A 15416-nucleotide genomic window follows, 5' to 3' on the forward strand; every position below is an offset into this window, starting at 1 on the left:
TTTAATGATTAATACTGAAATAGTTGCGAGCTGCGAACTGCAAACAATAAACTACGAGCTACAAATTACGAGCTACGAGTTACAAATTATAAGCTACAGATAACTCTGATAGCCTTTCAGGCTGCCTGACTTATTGAGCCTAAATCAAGCTATTTGAATTCTCAAATCTTCTGAATTATGAAATCTTCTGAATAATCAGATTACTTGAACTAATAGGTTTTGAACTATCAACTTATCAGAGTTTTTTTTAACTTACCCAGTGCAATGGTTTGTCACTGATAGCTTGTAGCCTGTGGCTTAGCGGATAAAGTCCGCTATATCTTACAACAATCTCTTTGCATAAAGTGTTGTTGCTCCTTCGAGCAAAAAAGTTGCATAAAAATAACAAAAAAAGGCGAGGAAATCATTTCTCGCCTTTTCTATTGATTGTTTCTTTAGAAAACTTTTTCTTTTGATAACAGTTTTTACCTGATAGATATTTCAAACTTATTTCTCTTCCGTGGCTTTGTTTTTGGGTTCTTTTTTAGCCAGTAATACAACGTTGTACACGTATTCTGTCATCCACTGCTCGGAGTATCCCAGACGCTCTTTATATTGGCGGACTGCCATAGCCGTCTTATGTACATCGTCCTTTTTCCATACGGTTTTGGTGCAGACGTCATGTACGGTCTTTTCGGTCATACTGCGCAGTGCACCTTTAAAAACAGAGGGCACGCGGAACTTCCACTGCATCAAGTTGCCCATCAACATCATCAGGTCTTGTGAGAAACCTTGATACATAAACAAGTATGCCTGCACATCATTCTGTGTGCGGCAATGCTTCTTTACGGAAGCGTCGATTTCCTTGAAGAAGTTTTCACTCAGTCCATAGTCCTGCATCAGCATTTTGCGTGAAGCAGTCTTTTCGGCTTGTCCCAGTCGTCCGCCCTGAGTCGGTATTTTGAACAGGCGTTTGAAGTTGGCTACATCCGGCACGAAACGAATGTTCGTAATGCCTAGATTAGCGGCAATTACGGACTGGAAATAAACACGTGTCAGTGACACGAAATCTTCCACGTTTTTGGAGGAAGTACCCTCGGAATTCTTTTTAAATAGTTTGGCAAATATACCCATCTTATTTATGTTTTATGATTTATGATTTATAATTGCCGGGGCAATTGCGATTGCAAAAGTACGAAATAAGTTGATTTACACCAACAATTGTATAAATCATAATTTATAAATCATAAATCTCTTACCAGCACTCCACGTCATTTTCTACCTCTTTGAGGCGGTCTTTTGTGAAAACAGGGTCTTTGATACCCGCCCGTTTCTGTGCACGGTAGTCTTCCAGCAGTTTAAAAGCGTATTTACCGAGCAGGCTGATGGCAATCAGGTTACAGAGCGCCATCAATCCCATGGTGACATCTGCCAGACTCCAGGCCACATCCAGTGCGGCGAGTGCACCAAATAGCACCATACCACCTACCAGAATACGGTAGATGTTCAATATCCATTTCTTACGGGTAAGATAACGTACATTGGCTTCTCCATAATAATAATTACCCAGAATGCTGCTGAAGGCGAAGAAAAACAAAGCAATAGCAACAAAAATACTTCCTGCCGAACCAATCTCGTTCGTTAGCGCCTGTTGCGTAAGTTGTACTCCATTGGTAGAGCCGTCCAGTGGCGCACCGCTGAAAAGTATAATGAACGCGGTGCAGGTACATATAATTAATGTATCGGTGAAAACGCCCAAGGTCTGTATCAGCCCCTGCTTTACGGGATGTGTGACGTGTGCGGTGGCTGCCACATTGGGAGCGGAACCCATACCGGCTTCATTGCTGAACAATCCCCGCTTGATACCTTGCATCAATGCAATACCTACACCACCACCCAATGCCTGTTGCCAGCCGAAGGCATGGCTAACGATGAGTTTGATAACGGCAGGAAGTTCAGTGATATTGATAGCTACAATGATCAGTGCCAAAGCAATATATCCCAATGCCATAACGGGAACAATAATGCTGCTTACTTTAGCAATGCGCTGTACACCACCGAAGATAATAAGCAGCGTGGCTATGGTAATAACCCCTCCTACGATGGCGTGGTCGAAACCGAATGCATGTTCAAAAGCTGCACACAGCGTATTGCTTTGTACGGAGTTGAAGGCGAAGCCGAAAGTGATCGTAATGAGTACGGCAAACACAGTACCCATCCACGGTTGTTTCAATCCTTTTCGCATATAATAAGCGGGACCGCCAATGAAAGAGTCTTTGCCTCTTACCTTATATAATTGTGCCAATGTGGACTCTACGAATGAACTGGCAGCACCAAACAGGGCAATGACCCACATCCAGAACACTGCTCCCGGCCCGCCTACAGCGATGGCAGTGGCCACACCCGCCAGATTGCCCGTACCTACACGGCTGGCAATGGAGATGGCAAATGCCTGGAATGAAGAGATATGCTTTTCACCCGGCTTTCCATTCGTTCCTGCCGAATCACCCAGTAAACGTACCATTTCACCTATCATGCGGAACTGTACGAAGCGGGTTTTCAGCGTGAACCAAAAGGCACATCCCAAAAGCAGAGCGATAAGGATATAAGTCCAGAGAATATCGTTGATTGAATTGATTATATTCATGCTATATTGTTTAATATTTACTTGTTTAATGATAAACTGTCGGTTCTTCTGTCTGAATTTATTGATTATAAAGGTCGCAAAAGATATATTTTGTAACTGATTGAATATTACTGTGTTGTGTTGAGGCGTTCTAAGACTGCGACTGAGGTACCCTAAGTATACGACTGAGATACCCTAAGTATGGGACTGAGGTACCCTAAGTATCATACTGAGATACCCTAAAATAACAACAGTTTTGGTTTTTTGTTTTTCTGTAAATAACTTTTTCTTCATAACCCAAAAGTAAAAGTCAGGATAGAAGAATAATCATTTATTTTAGTCTGAAGTGAAACTTATGCCCTTCAAATACCGGTTCTACAATATCAAACCGGATGAACTTGGCAAGTAAATGTTCCGCTGCACGTCGGGAAAGGCGTGCCAGCCTACAATACCTGTTTAACGATAGACTGTCATTTTCTTCCAACAAGTCAAGCAACAACTGTTCGCGCTCAGTATAAGTTATCAGTTCTCCCCGCGGACTACCACTTTGCTGCCATACACGCAGATGAACCGGTGTAGCGAGTATATTCTCATCCTTGATGCGCAGATAAGCCAACGGTTTTCCTGTTTCATCCTTGGCATATACGGGTTTTTGCAGACTTTCTTCAATCTGCACTACCAGCACGCTGCGTCCTTCCGCCTGAAAGGTCTGCATGGTATAATTCACTTCCGGCTGACAGTACATTTGTGCTGCCGCCTCTATCATATATTGTTCCTCATCGGAGCGAACTCCGGCGATCTTTCCGTTATCTTTTACCCCGATCAGCAACCGCCCGCCGTCCGTATTGGCAAAGGCGGAGAGCGTTTTTGCGATCTTACGGGCATCGGAAATCTCAAACTTAAAGTCCTGCCTTTGGTGTTCGCCTTCGGCTATGAGCAAGTGTATGTATTCCGTATCTGTAAGGGGTTTCATGCCTGCAAAAGTAGGTAAAAAACGCCAGAGGACGTTTTTTTGTGCAATTTTTGCGGATTATTTCAAAAAAAATATTGTTTTTCTGCATTTATTTCAAGAAAGAGTGTATTTTTGCCAGACATTATTAACGAAGTAATATTAATAAGAAAAGGATTATGAAAGAATTAGTTGAAAAAGTTGCTGAATTGTATGCAGCATTCGAGAAAGATGCAAAAGCTCAGATTGAAAATGGTAACAAAGCTGCCGGTACTCGTGCACGTAAGGCTTCTTTGGAAATCGAAAAATCAATGAAAGCATTCCGCAAAGCATCTTTGGAAGCTGCTAAATAATAAGCACGCTTACTGAAAGAATTGAAAGACCGTCTCAATGAGAACGGTCTTTTTTGTTTTATCCGGTACAAACATAGGGCCACCCGATATTTTCGGTATACCCATCAAATAATAAGCAATTTGTTCAGCCGCAAGATAACGCGGATCTCTTTATTAATTCTTTTTCAAACTATATACATTGTGTATATGATATATCTTTTATATCTTTGTAAAAAAAGAAAGGAGTTATTATGGCGACAATGACATTAGAGAAAAAAAGGAAAAATATAGATTTGCCTGTTGACGTATTACAGCGCTTATCGGTTTTGGCTGCTTCACAAGGTAAGAGTTTGAAAGCTTTCATAGAGCACCTCTTGGTGGTAAAAGCAAATTCTATTTCTGTGGAAGTTTTAGAAAATCCCAGTCCAAGTGGCGATTCCTTTTTCGAAGATGCAGAAAATATGGCTGAGATTTCAGCACGAGTGAAAGCACATAAAGCAGGAAAGACAAAATCTGCCATAAAGCTTAAATCAGCCGAGGAAATCAAGAGCTTTATAGATAATCTCTGAGATGAAATATATCATAGAGTTTGAAGCCAAGGCTATAGAGGATTTAGCTAAATTGAAGAAATCGGGAAATAAAGCATTAATTACTAAAATCGAAAGATTACTTTTGGAAATAGCAGAACACCCTACTGTGGGAACTGGACAAGTGGAAGCATTGAAAGGTACTCTATCCGGTTATTGGAGCAGGAGAATTGATAAGTTTAATCGTATTATTTATACCATTGAAGAAGAAATTGTGACAGTTACAATAATTTCGGCTAAAGGGCACTATGGTGATAAGTGATAAGTTGTGTAGTGGATATGAATGAAAACGTCCTCAATAAACTGAAAATACTGGCGGAGTCGGCTAAATACGATGTCTCATGCTCGTCCAGCGGTACCGTGCGTTCCAACAAACCAGGTATGTTGGGTAATACTGTCGGCGGCTGGGGCATTTGCCATAGTTTTGCTGAAGACGGGCGTTGCATTTCACTACTGAAAGTGATGCTGACGAACTATTGCATCTACGACTGTGCATATTGCATCAATCGTCGTTCTAATGATTTGCCGCGTGCTACGCTTTCTGTCAGCGAGTTGGTAGATCTGACGATGGAGTTCTATCGCCGCAATTATATAGAAGGATTATTTCTGAGCAGTGGTGTGGTGCGAAGTCCGGATTATACCATGGAACGCCTGGTGCGTGTGGCCAAGGACTTGCGCACAGTGCATCGTTTCAATGGCTATATTCATTTGAAAAGTATCCCCGGTGCCAGTCGTGAACTGGTGAACGAAGCGGGATTGTATGCCGACCGCCTCAGCGTTAATGTAGAAATACCGAAAGAGGAGAATCTGAAACTTCTTGCCCCCGAGAAAGATCATAAAAGTGTATATGCACCGATGCGTTATATTCAGCAAGGCGTATTGGAAAGTTCGGAGGAACGGAAGAAACACCGCCATGCACCACGTTTTGCTCCTGCCGGACAGAGTACGCAAATGATTGTAGGGGCTACGGCGGAAACGGACAAAGATATCCTTTTTCTTTCATCTGCTCTTTACAAAGGACCTACAATGAGGCGTGTTTATTATTCCGGTTATATCTCTGTGAATACGTATGATACGCGTTTGCCGGCCCTGAAGCAACCACCGCTGGTGCGTGAAAATCGCCTGTATCAGGCAGATTGGCTCATGCGCTTTTATCAGTTTAAGGTGGAAGAAATTGTGGATGATGCATATCCTGACCTGGACTTGGAGATTGATCCTAAACTGTCGTGGGCCTTGCGCCATCCGGAGCAGTTTCCGGTAGATATTAATCGGGCGGATTATGAGATGTTATTGCGTATTCCGGGTGTCGGAGTGAAGTCGGCAAGATTGATCGTGGCATCCCGTCGTTTTTCTAAGTTAGGTTTCTATGAGTTGAAGAAGATAGGAGTGGTGATGAAGAAGGCGCAGTACTTTATTACTTGCCATGAACTCCCCATGAAGACGGTGAATGAGATGACTCCGCAAGCAGTGCGCAGTTTGCTGATTACGAAACCGAACAAGAAGAAAGTGGACGAAAGGCAGTTGTTGCTTGATTTCCACGACTAAGAGAGTTCCTTTCCATGAATATATTTGTTTTTGATAATACTTTCGAGGGCTTGCTGACTTCTGTTTTTGAAGCCTATTCCCGTCGTGTTTTTCCTGATGCATTGTCTCCGGAAGGAGAGCCATTACCCTTATTTCATGATGAAGTCTTCACGGTAATCACCGAAGAAGAAAAGGCGAAGCGCGTATGGCGTGGTCTGCAAAAGAAACTCTCTTCCGGTGCTCTGTCTTGCCTTGCCCAATGTTGGCTGGCGGAGGAACAGGAAACTCCGATGCTTTTGTTCCGCTATATCTGTAAGGCGATTGATGCCCCCCGTTCCATTGAAACCAATTTTGCCGATCCGGATGTGCTGGAATTCTCGCGTATGTGGAAGCGGGTGGATTGGGAACGTCTTCGTATGCTCCAGTTTATCCGTTTTCAGAAAGCTGCCGACGGCACCTTCTTTGCTGCGGTAGAGCCGGAAAAGAATGCTCTACCACTGGCTATCGATCATTTTAAGGATCGTTTTGCCGATCAGCCCTGGCTGATATACGACATAAAACGGGCGTATGGCTTCTATTATGATTTGAAAGAAGTACGTCAGGTTACCTTTGAAGAAGGTTCACGCGAGGGACATCTGGTCACGGGTATGCTGGACGAAAGCTTGATGGATAAAGACGAGAAGCTTTTTCAGCAACTCTGGAAGACATACTTTAAAGCCATCTGTATCAAAGAACGACTAAATCCGCGGAAGCATAAACAAGATATGCCTGTACGTTACTGGAAACACATGACAGAGAAGCAGTAACAAGATCATTCGATTTGTTCTACTGTTACATCCGGCCATTCCTGCATCAGTGACAGCATGTGCCCTTCGTCATTACTCCGCTTGGATTTGATAACCATAGTCACTATATACCTTTCTGTATCTCCGGAACCTAATCTTTCCATTTTGTAGGAGACTAACATATAATTTCGGGAGTTAAAGCGATCGGATACTTCCTTAAGGATATCCTTATTTTCGGTAGAGAATGTTATCATGGAGCTTTTCATCCCTACACTTTTGAACAGGATGCTGAGCAGTTCCAATCCAGCCAGAGTGAGCAGGGTAGCAGCTATACTTATTACATACATTCCGGCTCCAACCGCCAGACCGATGCCAGCTGTAGCCCATATTCCGGCAGCAGTGGTCAGCCCCCTGACAATTTGTTTTTGTAATATGATGGTACCGGCACCGATAAAACCGATACCGCTGACTACCTGGGCCGCTACACGGCTCGGGTCCAGCGAGACGCTGTTTTCTTTGATAATGTCCTGAAAGCCATATTGGGAAACAATCATGATGAGGGCACTGCCCAATGATACTAAAAAGTGAGTACGGTATCCTGCTTCTTTGGCACGGTATTCTCTGTCCAAGCCGATGATGGCACCTAAGATGCCGGCTACTAATAATCTGAGTACGAAATCGAAATCTAATGTCATATTGGCTCCTTTCTGTGTTTTAAGTTACTGTACTTTTTCTTTCGGCTTGCCCCGAAAGAAAAAGATACCAAAAAGAAAGAGGCACCGGCTACGTCTCCGGAGTAGCCCCGGAAGTGCAGCCTTGAGTTTTTCTTTTGGTATCTTTTCTTTTGTCTCAAGACAAAAGAAAAGTACTTAATTTATAACCCATGCCCTATTATGCGGCACCGTCTTCTTCGGATCATAGTGCATTCCCGCCTGTGTCGGTATTTTAAGAACGTATGTACGTCCGCTTTTGTTTTGTAAAGAACTATCGCGCAGCCATGGGTTGGCATCCTTCAGTTGGGCGTAGGTAATACCTTTACTCTTGGCAAATTGTGCCAGATTGTCGATACTCGTTGTTACATTGACCTCTGTATGGGGGATGACCGGGTAAAGATGTTCCCGTTTCAGTAAAAAGCCATAGCGCTGCGGATTACTGATGACGGCTTTAGCGGCAAGCAGGCGGAACATGTAACGGGAAGTTTCTTCTACAAGCCAAAGGTCTACGGCTTGATCTACGAGCTGTTTTTTCAGTTCGGAGGAGATGCGGCCTTGTCCGCCATTGTAGGCAGCGGCTACGCAGAGCCAGTTACCATATCTTTGGTAGGCATCTTTCAGATACTGGCATGCGGCACGGGTGGCCTTCTCCACGTGATAACGTTCGTCGATATTGGGGTTTACTTCAAGACCGAATTCGCGTCCGGTAGTTTGCATGAACTGCCACATTCCGGCTGCTCCTGCCGGACTACGGGCAAGGGTATTGAGGTTGCTCTCTATTACGGCGAGATATTTGAAATCATCGGGTACACCGTTTTCCTTCAATATAGGTTCTATGATGGGAAAGAAGCGGTTCGCACGCTTGATGGTGAGCATAGTGGTGGAGTGCATATAGGTGAACGACATTTGTTCGCGATCCATACGTTCACGATGATCGTAACGCGTCAGGTCAATTTCCTGTCCGGCAAAGGTGATTTTATCCGGTACGGAAGGGGAGGTGACACAATAGGGAACTTCGGATTTAACGGATTGCTGTTCAGGGTCTATCGTGCTGTGCCCAAACAGAAATGGAAGTGTGGCACCGGCGCATAGAGCAACTGAGGTAACTATCAGGATATGTATTGAGCTTTTTTTCATTTTCAAAAGTTTGTTTGGTTCGAGGTCGAATATACAATATTTACGGGAATGAGGCAAGAACTATGGTGTCTTTACAACGAATCTTAGTTCTTTATAGGTAATCTTTCCCATAACCACCGGGGGATCATTCGCCAGAAAAAGACAACTACACGGTATCTGCCGTCGATTACAATGACCCGTTTTTTCCGGTTCAAGGCACGGACGATACTCTTCGCTACCTGATTGGCTTGCATCAACATAGGGAACTTACCACTTTTCAGTAAGTCGGTGGCGACGAAACCCGGGCGTATGTCTGTGAAATGGATATTCAAGTGTTGCATCCGGGAGAGTTGTGCCAAGGCTTCGATGTAAGTATTCTGGAAGCGTTTTGTTGCGGAATAGGCCGGGGCGATGCCCAATCCTTTGGTGCCTGCAATGGAACTGATGACAGCGATGTGCCCACCTCCTTGGGTTTTGAAGTGATTGAAGGCGGCGGTCACCATGCGGGTGAATCCTTCTACGTTGGTACGGGCGGTATTAAGTTCTATTTCCGGTTTCAGGTCCGGGTTCTGGCTACCTATGCCGGAGCTGAGAAAGAATAAATCCATGCCACCTAACTTCCGGATGAGTGTTTCCAGCAGGGTGGGGGTATTCGCATCTGTTACGTCCAGACGTTGAATTTCGATTTGTCCCGGGGCGGTGGCTTGCAGTTTCTCCAATGCTTCTTCCCGTCTTCCGGCAATACCGATGTGCCAACCTTGCTGAATTAGCAGTTTGGCAACTTCTTCTCCTATGCCGGAGGTGGCTCCTATAATAATGGCTCGTTTCATAATTGCTGTATTAGTAGTTTGTTAATTGCATGTGCAGGATGGGAAAGGGCTTACCTTGCGCATCTGTTTCATCCCGACTTATTACTTCAAACCCCCTGTTACGGTAGAAGCGGAAAGCCTGTTTGTTTTGTTCATTGACATCCACTTTGTGGAAACCTCGTTCGTTTACGGCAAACTCTAATAATGTCTTGCCATATCCTTTTCCCTGTTCGTCGGGGTGGATAAACAGCATTTCTATTAAATCGTCGCTTAGTCCTAGAAAGCCACTGATGTGGTTGTCTTTATTCTTTATAATATGGAGTTGCACTGCGGGGAAATAAACGTTCTGTACCAGAGGTTTGTAGTATTGAATATCTTCTTCACTCAGAAAGTGATGTGTACTGCGTACGGATGCTTCCCAAAGCTCAGAGAGTTCGTGATAATCTTTCTCCGTGGCGACGAAGATATTTGTAGGAAGATTGTTCATTTTCATATATTCTATTGTCCGATGACGGTTGCTACTATTTTTCTTCCACCGCCACGATTGCGGAATTCACAGAGGTATATACCTTGCCAGATACCCATATTCAGTCTACCGTCAGTGATAGGTATGCTGAGACTATTACCTGTCAGGGTCGATTTGGCATGGGCGGGCATGTCATCATCTCCTTCACAGGTATGCATATAGTAGGGTTCCCGTTCTTTTACCAGGTGGTTGAAGATGGCTTCCATGTCCGTCTGAACATCCGGATCAGCATTTTCATTGATGCTAAGTCCGGCAGAAGTATGCTTGATGAACAGATGTAAAAGTCCGGCTTGCGGCAGACGCGGCAGGTTACGTATTATTTCATCCGTTATCAGGTGAAAACCACGTGCGCGGGGACGTAGGGTAAATTCTTTTTGAGTAACAAAACTTTGTTCCATTTTTATATATTTCTATGCGTTATTATTTGCCGATATGATTTAGAATGAAAGTCTTTCTATTCTTGAGGGGCTTTATCAAGTGATGATCCGCAATACTTACAGAACTGCGCACTTTCTTCGTGTCCTCGCCTGTGACAGTTGGGGCACTCTCTTGCTACATTCTTTTCATGTCTTTTCATCAGCGATACGGAAACGATGCCGGTAGGTACTGCGATAATAGTGTAACCTATCAGCATGACACAACCCGAAAGGAATTTCCCTAGGGCGGTGACAGGAGTTATATCTCCGTAACCTACGGTGGTAAGGGTGACGCAGGCCCAATAGATACTGTTGGGAATATTGCTGAACTGCGTATTGGGTTTTCCTCCTTCAATCATGTACATCAGTGTTCCGATAGATATCACCAGAATAACCACAAACATAAAGAAAACTGCGATTTTCTTGCTACTGTCTCGTAGTGCTGTCAGTAGCATTTGCCCTTCCATCCAGAAGTTGAATAACTTGAAAACGCGGAATATCCGTATCAGGCGGAATGCCCGTATAATAAGCAGATAGCGTGCTCCGGGAAACAGGAAAGCGAGATAAAGCGGCAGTGTAGCCAGCAAGTCGATGATGCCGAAAGCACTGAAAGCGTATTTGGAAGGTTTAGGCGAACAATACAACCGGGTGATATATTCGAAAGTAAAGAAAGCGGTCAGTAAATACTCCATAACAATAAATGGAGTTTTCAGCCATACCGGCAATCCTTGCAGGCTTTCCAGGATAACAAGTCCCACGCTAAGCAATATGCACCAGATCAGGGTAACGTCGAATAGCTTCCCGGCAGGTGTGTCAGCTTCGAATATGATGACATATAGTTTTCGCTTCAAAGCCTGATTATGCATCAGTTCTGTGAATTTATCTTTCAGTTTCATGTTTCACAATGTTTGTTACAAAAGTAGGAAAACCTTTCCGAATGAGAAAAAGGGTACTTGACTTTTTGTAACTTGCTGGAATATGGAGTATATTTGTTACCTGTTTTCACGATTTAAAAGTAAACAACCATGAATCGAATAATAACCTTCGTTATCGGGGTTTTGTTCATCATACTTAAAATAAAGAGCGTATGAATAAAGTATGTGTAGTAACAGGTGGTGCCGCCGGTATCGGTCGTTGCATTGTCGAGATGTTTGCAGAATCGGGATATACGGTGTATTTCATTGATAAGACACCCGAGGCGGTGGAACTGGCGGAAGGAAAGATGTCGGAAAGAGGGCTTTCGGTTACAGGCTTTGTCGGAGATATTGCCGAGGAACAGACGCTGCGGGATTTTGTAGACTTTGTCTTATCCATAGAAGATCAGATTGACTGTCTGATAAATAATGCTTGCCTGACAAATGGAGGAATATTGAGCAATTGTTCGTATGAAGACTTCCTGTATGTGCAACGTGTGGGAGTAGCGGCTCCTTATTTCCTGGCTTTGTCGTTTAAAGACTATTTCAGTGGTGCAGGTGCTATTGTGAATATTTCTTCTACCCGTGCTTTTCAGTCGCAGGCCAATACGGAAAGTTATACGGCAGCCAAAGGTGGAATAACGGCTCTGACCCATGCACTTGCGGTCAGTCTTTCGGGAATTGCCCGCGTGAATTCTATCGCTCCCGGTTGGATTGATACGGGAAGCTATCATGAAGAGGATTATGTGCCGGCATATACGGAAGGAGATATCATGCAGCATCCCTCGCAAAGGGTAGGAGAACCGGCCGATATAGCCCGTGCAGTTCTTTTCCTTTGTGACGAACGGAACTCCTTTATCAACGGGGAGAATATTACGATTGACGGAGGCATGAGTAAACTAATGATTTATCATAATGATTATGGTTGGGATTATCAACCGTAGAAACTATTAAATATAAAAAGAGAATAATGGAAAAAGTAATTATCAACTCGTATGAGGATTTTGAAAAGCTGGTAGGTCAGCAAATTGGTGTTTCCGATTATGTGGAACTTTCGCAGGAACGTATCAATCTGTTTGCTGATGCTACGTTGGATCATCAGTGGATACATGTAGATACGGAACGTGCTAAAACAGAGAGCCATTTCAAGACTACTATTGCGCATGGTTATCTCACTTTGTCTATGTTGCCGTATCTGTGGAACCAGATTATTGAGGTGAACAACCTGAAGATGATGGTTAATTATGGTATGGATCAGATGAAGTTCGGTCAGGCGGTATTGTCGGGACAGAGTATTCGTTTGGTTGCGAAACTGCACTCATTGACAAACTTGCGCGGTGTGGCAAAGGCTGAGATTAAATTTACGATTGAGATAAAAGACCAACCGAAGAAGGCACTTGATGGAATTGCAGTGTTCTTGTATTATTTCAATTAAAATTCTTTCATTATAAATTACACGGATATTCACAGATTAAGAAGAAGAGCTTTACTGAAGCTTCATTATTAAATTTGTGAATATCCATGTAATCTGTGATGTATTCTTTATTGCTTCCTAATATACTCCTGCCACAAATGCCGGATAGCCGCTACCGGATGATACAACAACATTCTTGGCCCTGCCCATCTCATGATTTCTCTCATCCGTTCCCGCATCTCCGGTTTGTAACAATGTATGGTACAGAGTCGGCAAGTACCTTTCTTTTCTCCGAATGGACAACGTGACAACCGTGCATGTGCATATTCCAACACTTCCCTGCATTGCGGGCACAAAGTTTCGTTCCCCTCTTTCTTCCGGCAGTAGAGGCGGATCATTTGTTCCACGGTTTGTTTTTCCTGTTCGATGCGGGACATTATTTATGCTTGCCAGCGTTTCAACTTCGGAAACTCTTGCTTCATCATCGCAATAGCTTCTTCTTTAGTAACTTTCTGCTCCGAGTCTTTATTGAATTCTTCTACAAACTGGGCACAATGTTCTATCATTTCATCCATGGTGCAGTCTTGTGCGAATTTACCTTGCTGATAGCAGTAAGTGCAATAATCTGCGCTGAGGCTACCGTCAGCATTTGTTCCGCATACTTCATCGGATGTGAGCGGCATTCCGCAACTTTGGCAAAATTTCATTTCCATAATAATTTTGTTTTAACAATATTAATTTATTGATTATATCTGGGAGATAAGCTTTTATATTTTTCAAAGCCATTATCCTGACTTTTATAAATGATTGTATCGATAAAATAAAGATGCCCGTCATTTCCTACTAATACATTATTAGGAAGAGCATCGAATATATCATAATTGCCATTTGAGAAAAATTCACCATCTAATTCAGAACTGAATCCCATTTTATTAAGCTCTTCTTCTATTTCGGGTTCAGTAGCTTCACGCATAGCTACAATAAATGGTTGTGAAAGTACGGCACAAACTTTTTCGGCTTTATTATATGCAAAACCTATTAGCTTATAAGAACAATCTGGAAAATAAATGTTATGAATCCTTATACGTTCAAAAAACTGAGAGAGATTGTCATCTGAGTAGCGAAAATCATTTAATTTGTAAACAGTAGTGTTATTCTCTATTGATAGATATACTTCATTTTCAGATCCTCTATCAGAAAATATTCCTATTGTATTAATATCTTCTATCCAATACCCTCTGTCTCTTGCGAATCTTTCGAGGTTTGAAATCTGGACTCCCTTAACGACCGTTGTTCCCGCAATTGCTTGAATTGATTCAAGCACTCCTCGCGCGACATTGGATGCTTCCTCCAATAAGCAATGGATTTCATTTTCTTCGCTATGGCTTGGCGATGATATTGATTCAGTTTTTCCATATTGTTTGTTTTTATTATACATATAATGCAAAGATACTGTTTTTGTTCTTTCCTTAATTATCGTAGCAGCAATTTTTTCAGTAAACCTTCATTCAACAGGTGCACTGTTTCGAACTTTCCATTATAGAATACAGCCCAATTATTAAAGATGCAAGGCAGTTGTTTAGCTTTCTCCAAAGTATCTATCTCTACCAACCGGAGAGGTATTTGATTGTTCTCGCAATAATTGTATATCTGTTCGATACAATTGGGAATATAGGGACATTGCACACCGTAATAGATGGTCAGTTCTTTGCCCTCAATGCTCTGTTTCCGCACGTTTGATGTGAATTGCGGTTGGGTGCCGTCAAAGGAAAGAGCTAATAATTCATATTCGTCATTGATGGTATCCACTACTTTGAAGCCATATTTCAACATGAACTTCTTTTCTGATAAGAAAGGTTTCTTCTTTTTGGAAGAAAGGAGGCAGATGCCGGATTTTCCTTGCGCTTTTGCGTCGTCGATGCACGATTGTAACAATTCCTTTCCGTATCCCTTTCCTTTGTAACTGCCGGATACCCACAGGCAATAAATATAGAAATAATTATCACCGGTTACGGGAACCCAGGCTTTTTCCAACGGGGCATACTCGATGAACACTTTTCCCTGCGCATCCAGTTTGCGGAAGACGTGTCCTTCTTTGATACGCTCTGCCAGCCAGTTGCGTTTATCGTTTACGCCGGTTTGGTGTTTTTTGTCTGCAATGGCGCAACATAGGTGTTCGCTCATTACGTTCTCAGGGGTTAGTGTGATGAATGCCATATTTTTATCCATTCTTGCTAATTTTGAGATAAACCATATCTTTCAGAAGCTTTCCATCTTCATACATGGGATGATCGTAGTTATCAGTAAAAAAGTTGGGTATGCGGTGCGAGTAGGTAAATCCGCATTGTTTGTAGAAATCCTCTGTGTACGTATCTTCTGCTGTACCTACCAATAGCGTATGATAACGATCTTTGTAGTGCTCTAATAGAAATTCTATCAGCCGTTTTCCATATCCTTTTCGTTGGTAGTGGGGATAAGTGGCGATGTTCTTGATTTCATAGACTCCGTTTCCTTCATCTGTTATCACACACGCTGCCTTTAAGTCGCCGTCGTAGAGAGCATACATTTCTCCCCGTTCCAGGTAGAGATCTATCATGGACTCTTGTTCGTCGGCAAGTAGCAGTAGTTCGAGGAACTCCTTTTTGTTCTTTAAAATAGGGACGATGTTTATCATTCGTGTAGATTTAGTTGTTCTTGAATCACCTCAAAGGTAGGCAATTGGTATG

The 15416-nt window shown here is 42.9% G+C and carries 21 protein-coding genes; 7 read left to right on the top strand and 14 right to left on the bottom strand.

Annotation, left to right across the window (positions count from 1 at the left end; all coding sequences use genetic code 11):
- Window positions 1–486: 486 nt before the first annotated feature.
- The 3 genes from K429_RS0119930 to K429_RS0119940 all read right to left on the bottom strand — a co-directional run bounded on the left by K429_RS0119930 (window position 487) and on the right by K429_RS0119940 (window position 3578).
- A complete protein-coding gene (locus K429_RS0119930) occupies window positions 487–1113 on the bottom strand; it encodes a hypothetical protein (protein ID WP_007213063.1) in 627 nt (208 codons plus the stop codon).
- Window positions 1114–1234: 121 nt separating this feature from the next.
- Window positions 1235–2626 carry a sodium:alanine symporter family protein gene (locus tag K429_RS0119935; protein WP_029327820.1) on the bottom strand — a complete coding sequence of 464 codons (1392 nt, stop codon included), beginning with the start codon at window positions 2624–2626 and terminating at the stop codon, window positions 1235–1237.
- 310 nt (window positions 2627–2936) lie between these two features.
- Entirely contained in the window at window positions 2937–3578 is a 642-nt protein-coding gene (locus tag K429_RS0119940) for a helix-turn-helix domain-containing protein (RefSeq protein WP_007213065.1), read from the bottom strand.
- Between the two features lie 155 nt (window positions 3579–3733).
- On the opposite strand from K429_RS0119940, the gene K429_RS0119945 reads away from it, so the two are divergent.
- From K429_RS0119945 to K429_RS0119965, 5 genes are all read left to right on the top strand, one after another.
- A complete protein-coding gene (locus K429_RS0119945) occupies window positions 3734–3907 on the top strand; it encodes a histone H1 (RefSeq protein WP_007213067.1) in 174 nt (57 codons plus the stop codon).
- Between the two features lie 230 nt (window positions 3908–4137).
- Window positions 4138–4455 (top strand): hypothetical protein, encoded by a 318-nt coding sequence (locus K429_RS0119950; protein ID WP_007215740.1) that lies wholly within the window; start codon window positions 4138–4140, stop codon window positions 4453–4455.
- Between the two features lies 1 nt (window position 4456).
- Window positions 4457–4735: a Txe/YoeB family addiction module toxin gene (locus K429_RS0119955; protein WP_007215741.1), complete on the top strand. Its 279-nt coding sequence runs from the start codon at window positions 4457–4459 to the stop codon at window positions 4733–4735.
- 17 nt (window positions 4736–4752) lie between these two features.
- Complete coding sequence (locus tag K429_RS0119960; protein WP_007215742.1) at window positions 4753–6018, top strand: putative DNA modification/repair radical SAM protein; 1266 nt, start codon at window positions 4753–4755, stop codon at window positions 6016–6018.
- A 14-nt stretch (window positions 6019–6032) separates the two neighbouring features.
- Window positions 6033–6803, top strand: a complete 771-nt coding sequence (locus tag K429_RS0119965; RefSeq protein ID WP_007215743.1) for a TIGR03915 family putative DNA repair protein — start codon at window positions 6033–6035, stop codon at window positions 6801–6803.
- A 5-nt stretch (window positions 6804–6808) separates the two neighbouring features.
- Here the strand turns inward: K429_RS0119965 and K429_RS0119970 are convergent, their stop codons facing one another.
- The 6 genes from K429_RS0119970 to K429_RS0119995 all read right to left on the bottom strand — a co-directional run bounded on the left by K429_RS0119970 (window position 6809) and on the right by K429_RS0119995 (window position 11258).
- Window positions 6809–7477 carry an MgtC/SapB family protein gene (locus K429_RS0119970; protein WP_007213072.1) on the bottom strand — a complete coding sequence of 223 codons (669 nt, stop codon included), beginning with the start codon at window positions 7475–7477 and terminating at the stop codon, window positions 6809–6811.
- 174 nt (window positions 7478–7651) lie between these two features.
- On the bottom strand, window positions 7652–8632 hold the full coding sequence (locus K429_RS0119975) for a lytic transglycosylase domain-containing protein (RefSeq protein ID WP_022209095.1): 981 nt from the start codon (window positions 8630–8632) through the stop codon (window positions 7652–7654).
- 83 nt (window positions 8633–8715) lie between these two features.
- On the bottom strand, window positions 8716–9441 hold the full coding sequence (locus K429_RS0119980) for an SDR family oxidoreductase (RefSeq protein ID WP_029327821.1): 726 nt from the start codon (window positions 9439–9441) through the stop codon (window positions 8716–8718).
- Window positions 9442–9451: 10 nt separating this feature from the next.
- Window positions 9452–9913, bottom strand: coding sequence for a GNAT family N-acetyltransferase (locus tag K429_RS0119985; protein ID WP_029327822.1), 462 nt, complete (start codon window positions 9911–9913; stop codon window positions 9452–9454).
- A 5-nt stretch (window positions 9914–9918) separates the two neighbouring features.
- A complete protein-coding gene (locus K429_RS0119990; RefSeq protein ID WP_007213081.1) occupies window positions 9919–10344 on the bottom strand; it encodes a secondary thiamine-phosphate synthase enzyme YjbQ in 426 nt (141 codons plus the stop codon).
- Between the two features lie 56 nt (window positions 10345–10400).
- Window positions 10401–11258 carry an ion transporter gene (locus K429_RS0119995; RefSeq protein WP_029327823.1) on the bottom strand — a complete coding sequence of 286 codons (858 nt, stop codon included), beginning with the start codon at window positions 11256–11258 and terminating at the stop codon, window positions 10401–10403.
- 191 nt (window positions 11259–11449) lie between these two features.
- Between K429_RS0119995 and K429_RS0120000 the strand changes: the two genes are divergently transcribed.
- Together K429_RS0120000 and K429_RS0120005 are read left to right on the top strand one after the other, a co-directional pair.
- Window positions 11450–12220: an SDR family oxidoreductase gene (locus tag K429_RS0120000; RefSeq protein ID WP_007213083.1), complete on the top strand. Its 771-nt coding sequence runs from the start codon at window positions 11450–11452 to the stop codon at window positions 12218–12220.
- A 26-nt stretch (window positions 12221–12246) separates the two neighbouring features.
- Window positions 12247–12711 carry a MaoC family dehydratase gene (locus K429_RS0120005; RefSeq protein ID WP_007213084.1) on the top strand — a complete coding sequence of 155 codons (465 nt, stop codon included), beginning with the start codon at window positions 12247–12249 and terminating at the stop codon, window positions 12709–12711.
- A 107-nt stretch (window positions 12712–12818) separates the two neighbouring features.
- Here K429_RS0120005 and K429_RS0120010 read toward each other — a convergent pair whose 3' ends face one another.
- From K429_RS0120010 to K429_RS0120030, 5 genes are read right to left on the bottom strand one after another with little or no spacing between them, the layout of a single operon-like run.
- The gene (locus tag K429_RS0120010; protein WP_007215751.1) at window positions 12819–13127 is read right to left on the bottom strand and encodes a nitrous oxide-stimulated promoter family protein; all 309 of its coding nucleotides are present in this window, start codon (window positions 13125–13127) and stop codon (window positions 12819–12821) included.
- A gap of 3 nt (window positions 13128–13130) precedes the next feature.
- Entirely contained in the window at window positions 13131–13403 is a 273-nt protein-coding gene (locus K429_RS0120015) for a zinc ribbon domain-containing protein (protein ID WP_007213086.1), read from the bottom strand.
- Between the two features lie 26 nt (window positions 13404–13429).
- The gene (locus K429_RS0120020) at window positions 13430–14128 is read right to left on the bottom strand and encodes a hypothetical protein (RefSeq protein WP_029327824.1); all 699 of its coding nucleotides are present in this window, start codon (window positions 14126–14128) and stop codon (window positions 13430–13432) included.
- A gap of 35 nt (window positions 14129–14163) precedes the next feature.
- The gene (locus K429_RS0120025; protein WP_226810650.1) at window positions 14164–14919 is read right to left on the bottom strand and encodes a GNAT family N-acetyltransferase; all 756 of its coding nucleotides are present in this window, start codon (window positions 14917–14919) and stop codon (window positions 14164–14166) included.
- Window positions 14912–15364 carry a GNAT family N-acetyltransferase gene (locus K429_RS0120030; protein ID WP_007213088.1) on the bottom strand — a complete coding sequence of 151 codons (453 nt, stop codon included), beginning with the start codon at window positions 15362–15364 and terminating at the stop codon, window positions 14912–14914. The genes K429_RS0120025 and K429_RS0120030 overlap by 8 nt, the downstream gene beginning before the upstream one ends.
- Window positions 15365–15416 lie beyond the last annotated feature (52 nt).

It is taken from the genome of Bacteroides sp. 14(A) (genome assembly GCF_000526555.1).
In the GTDB taxonomy this organism is placed as follows: domain Bacteria; phylum Bacteroidota; class Bacteroidia; order Bacteroidales; family Bacteroidaceae; genus Bacteroides; species Bacteroides cellulosilyticus.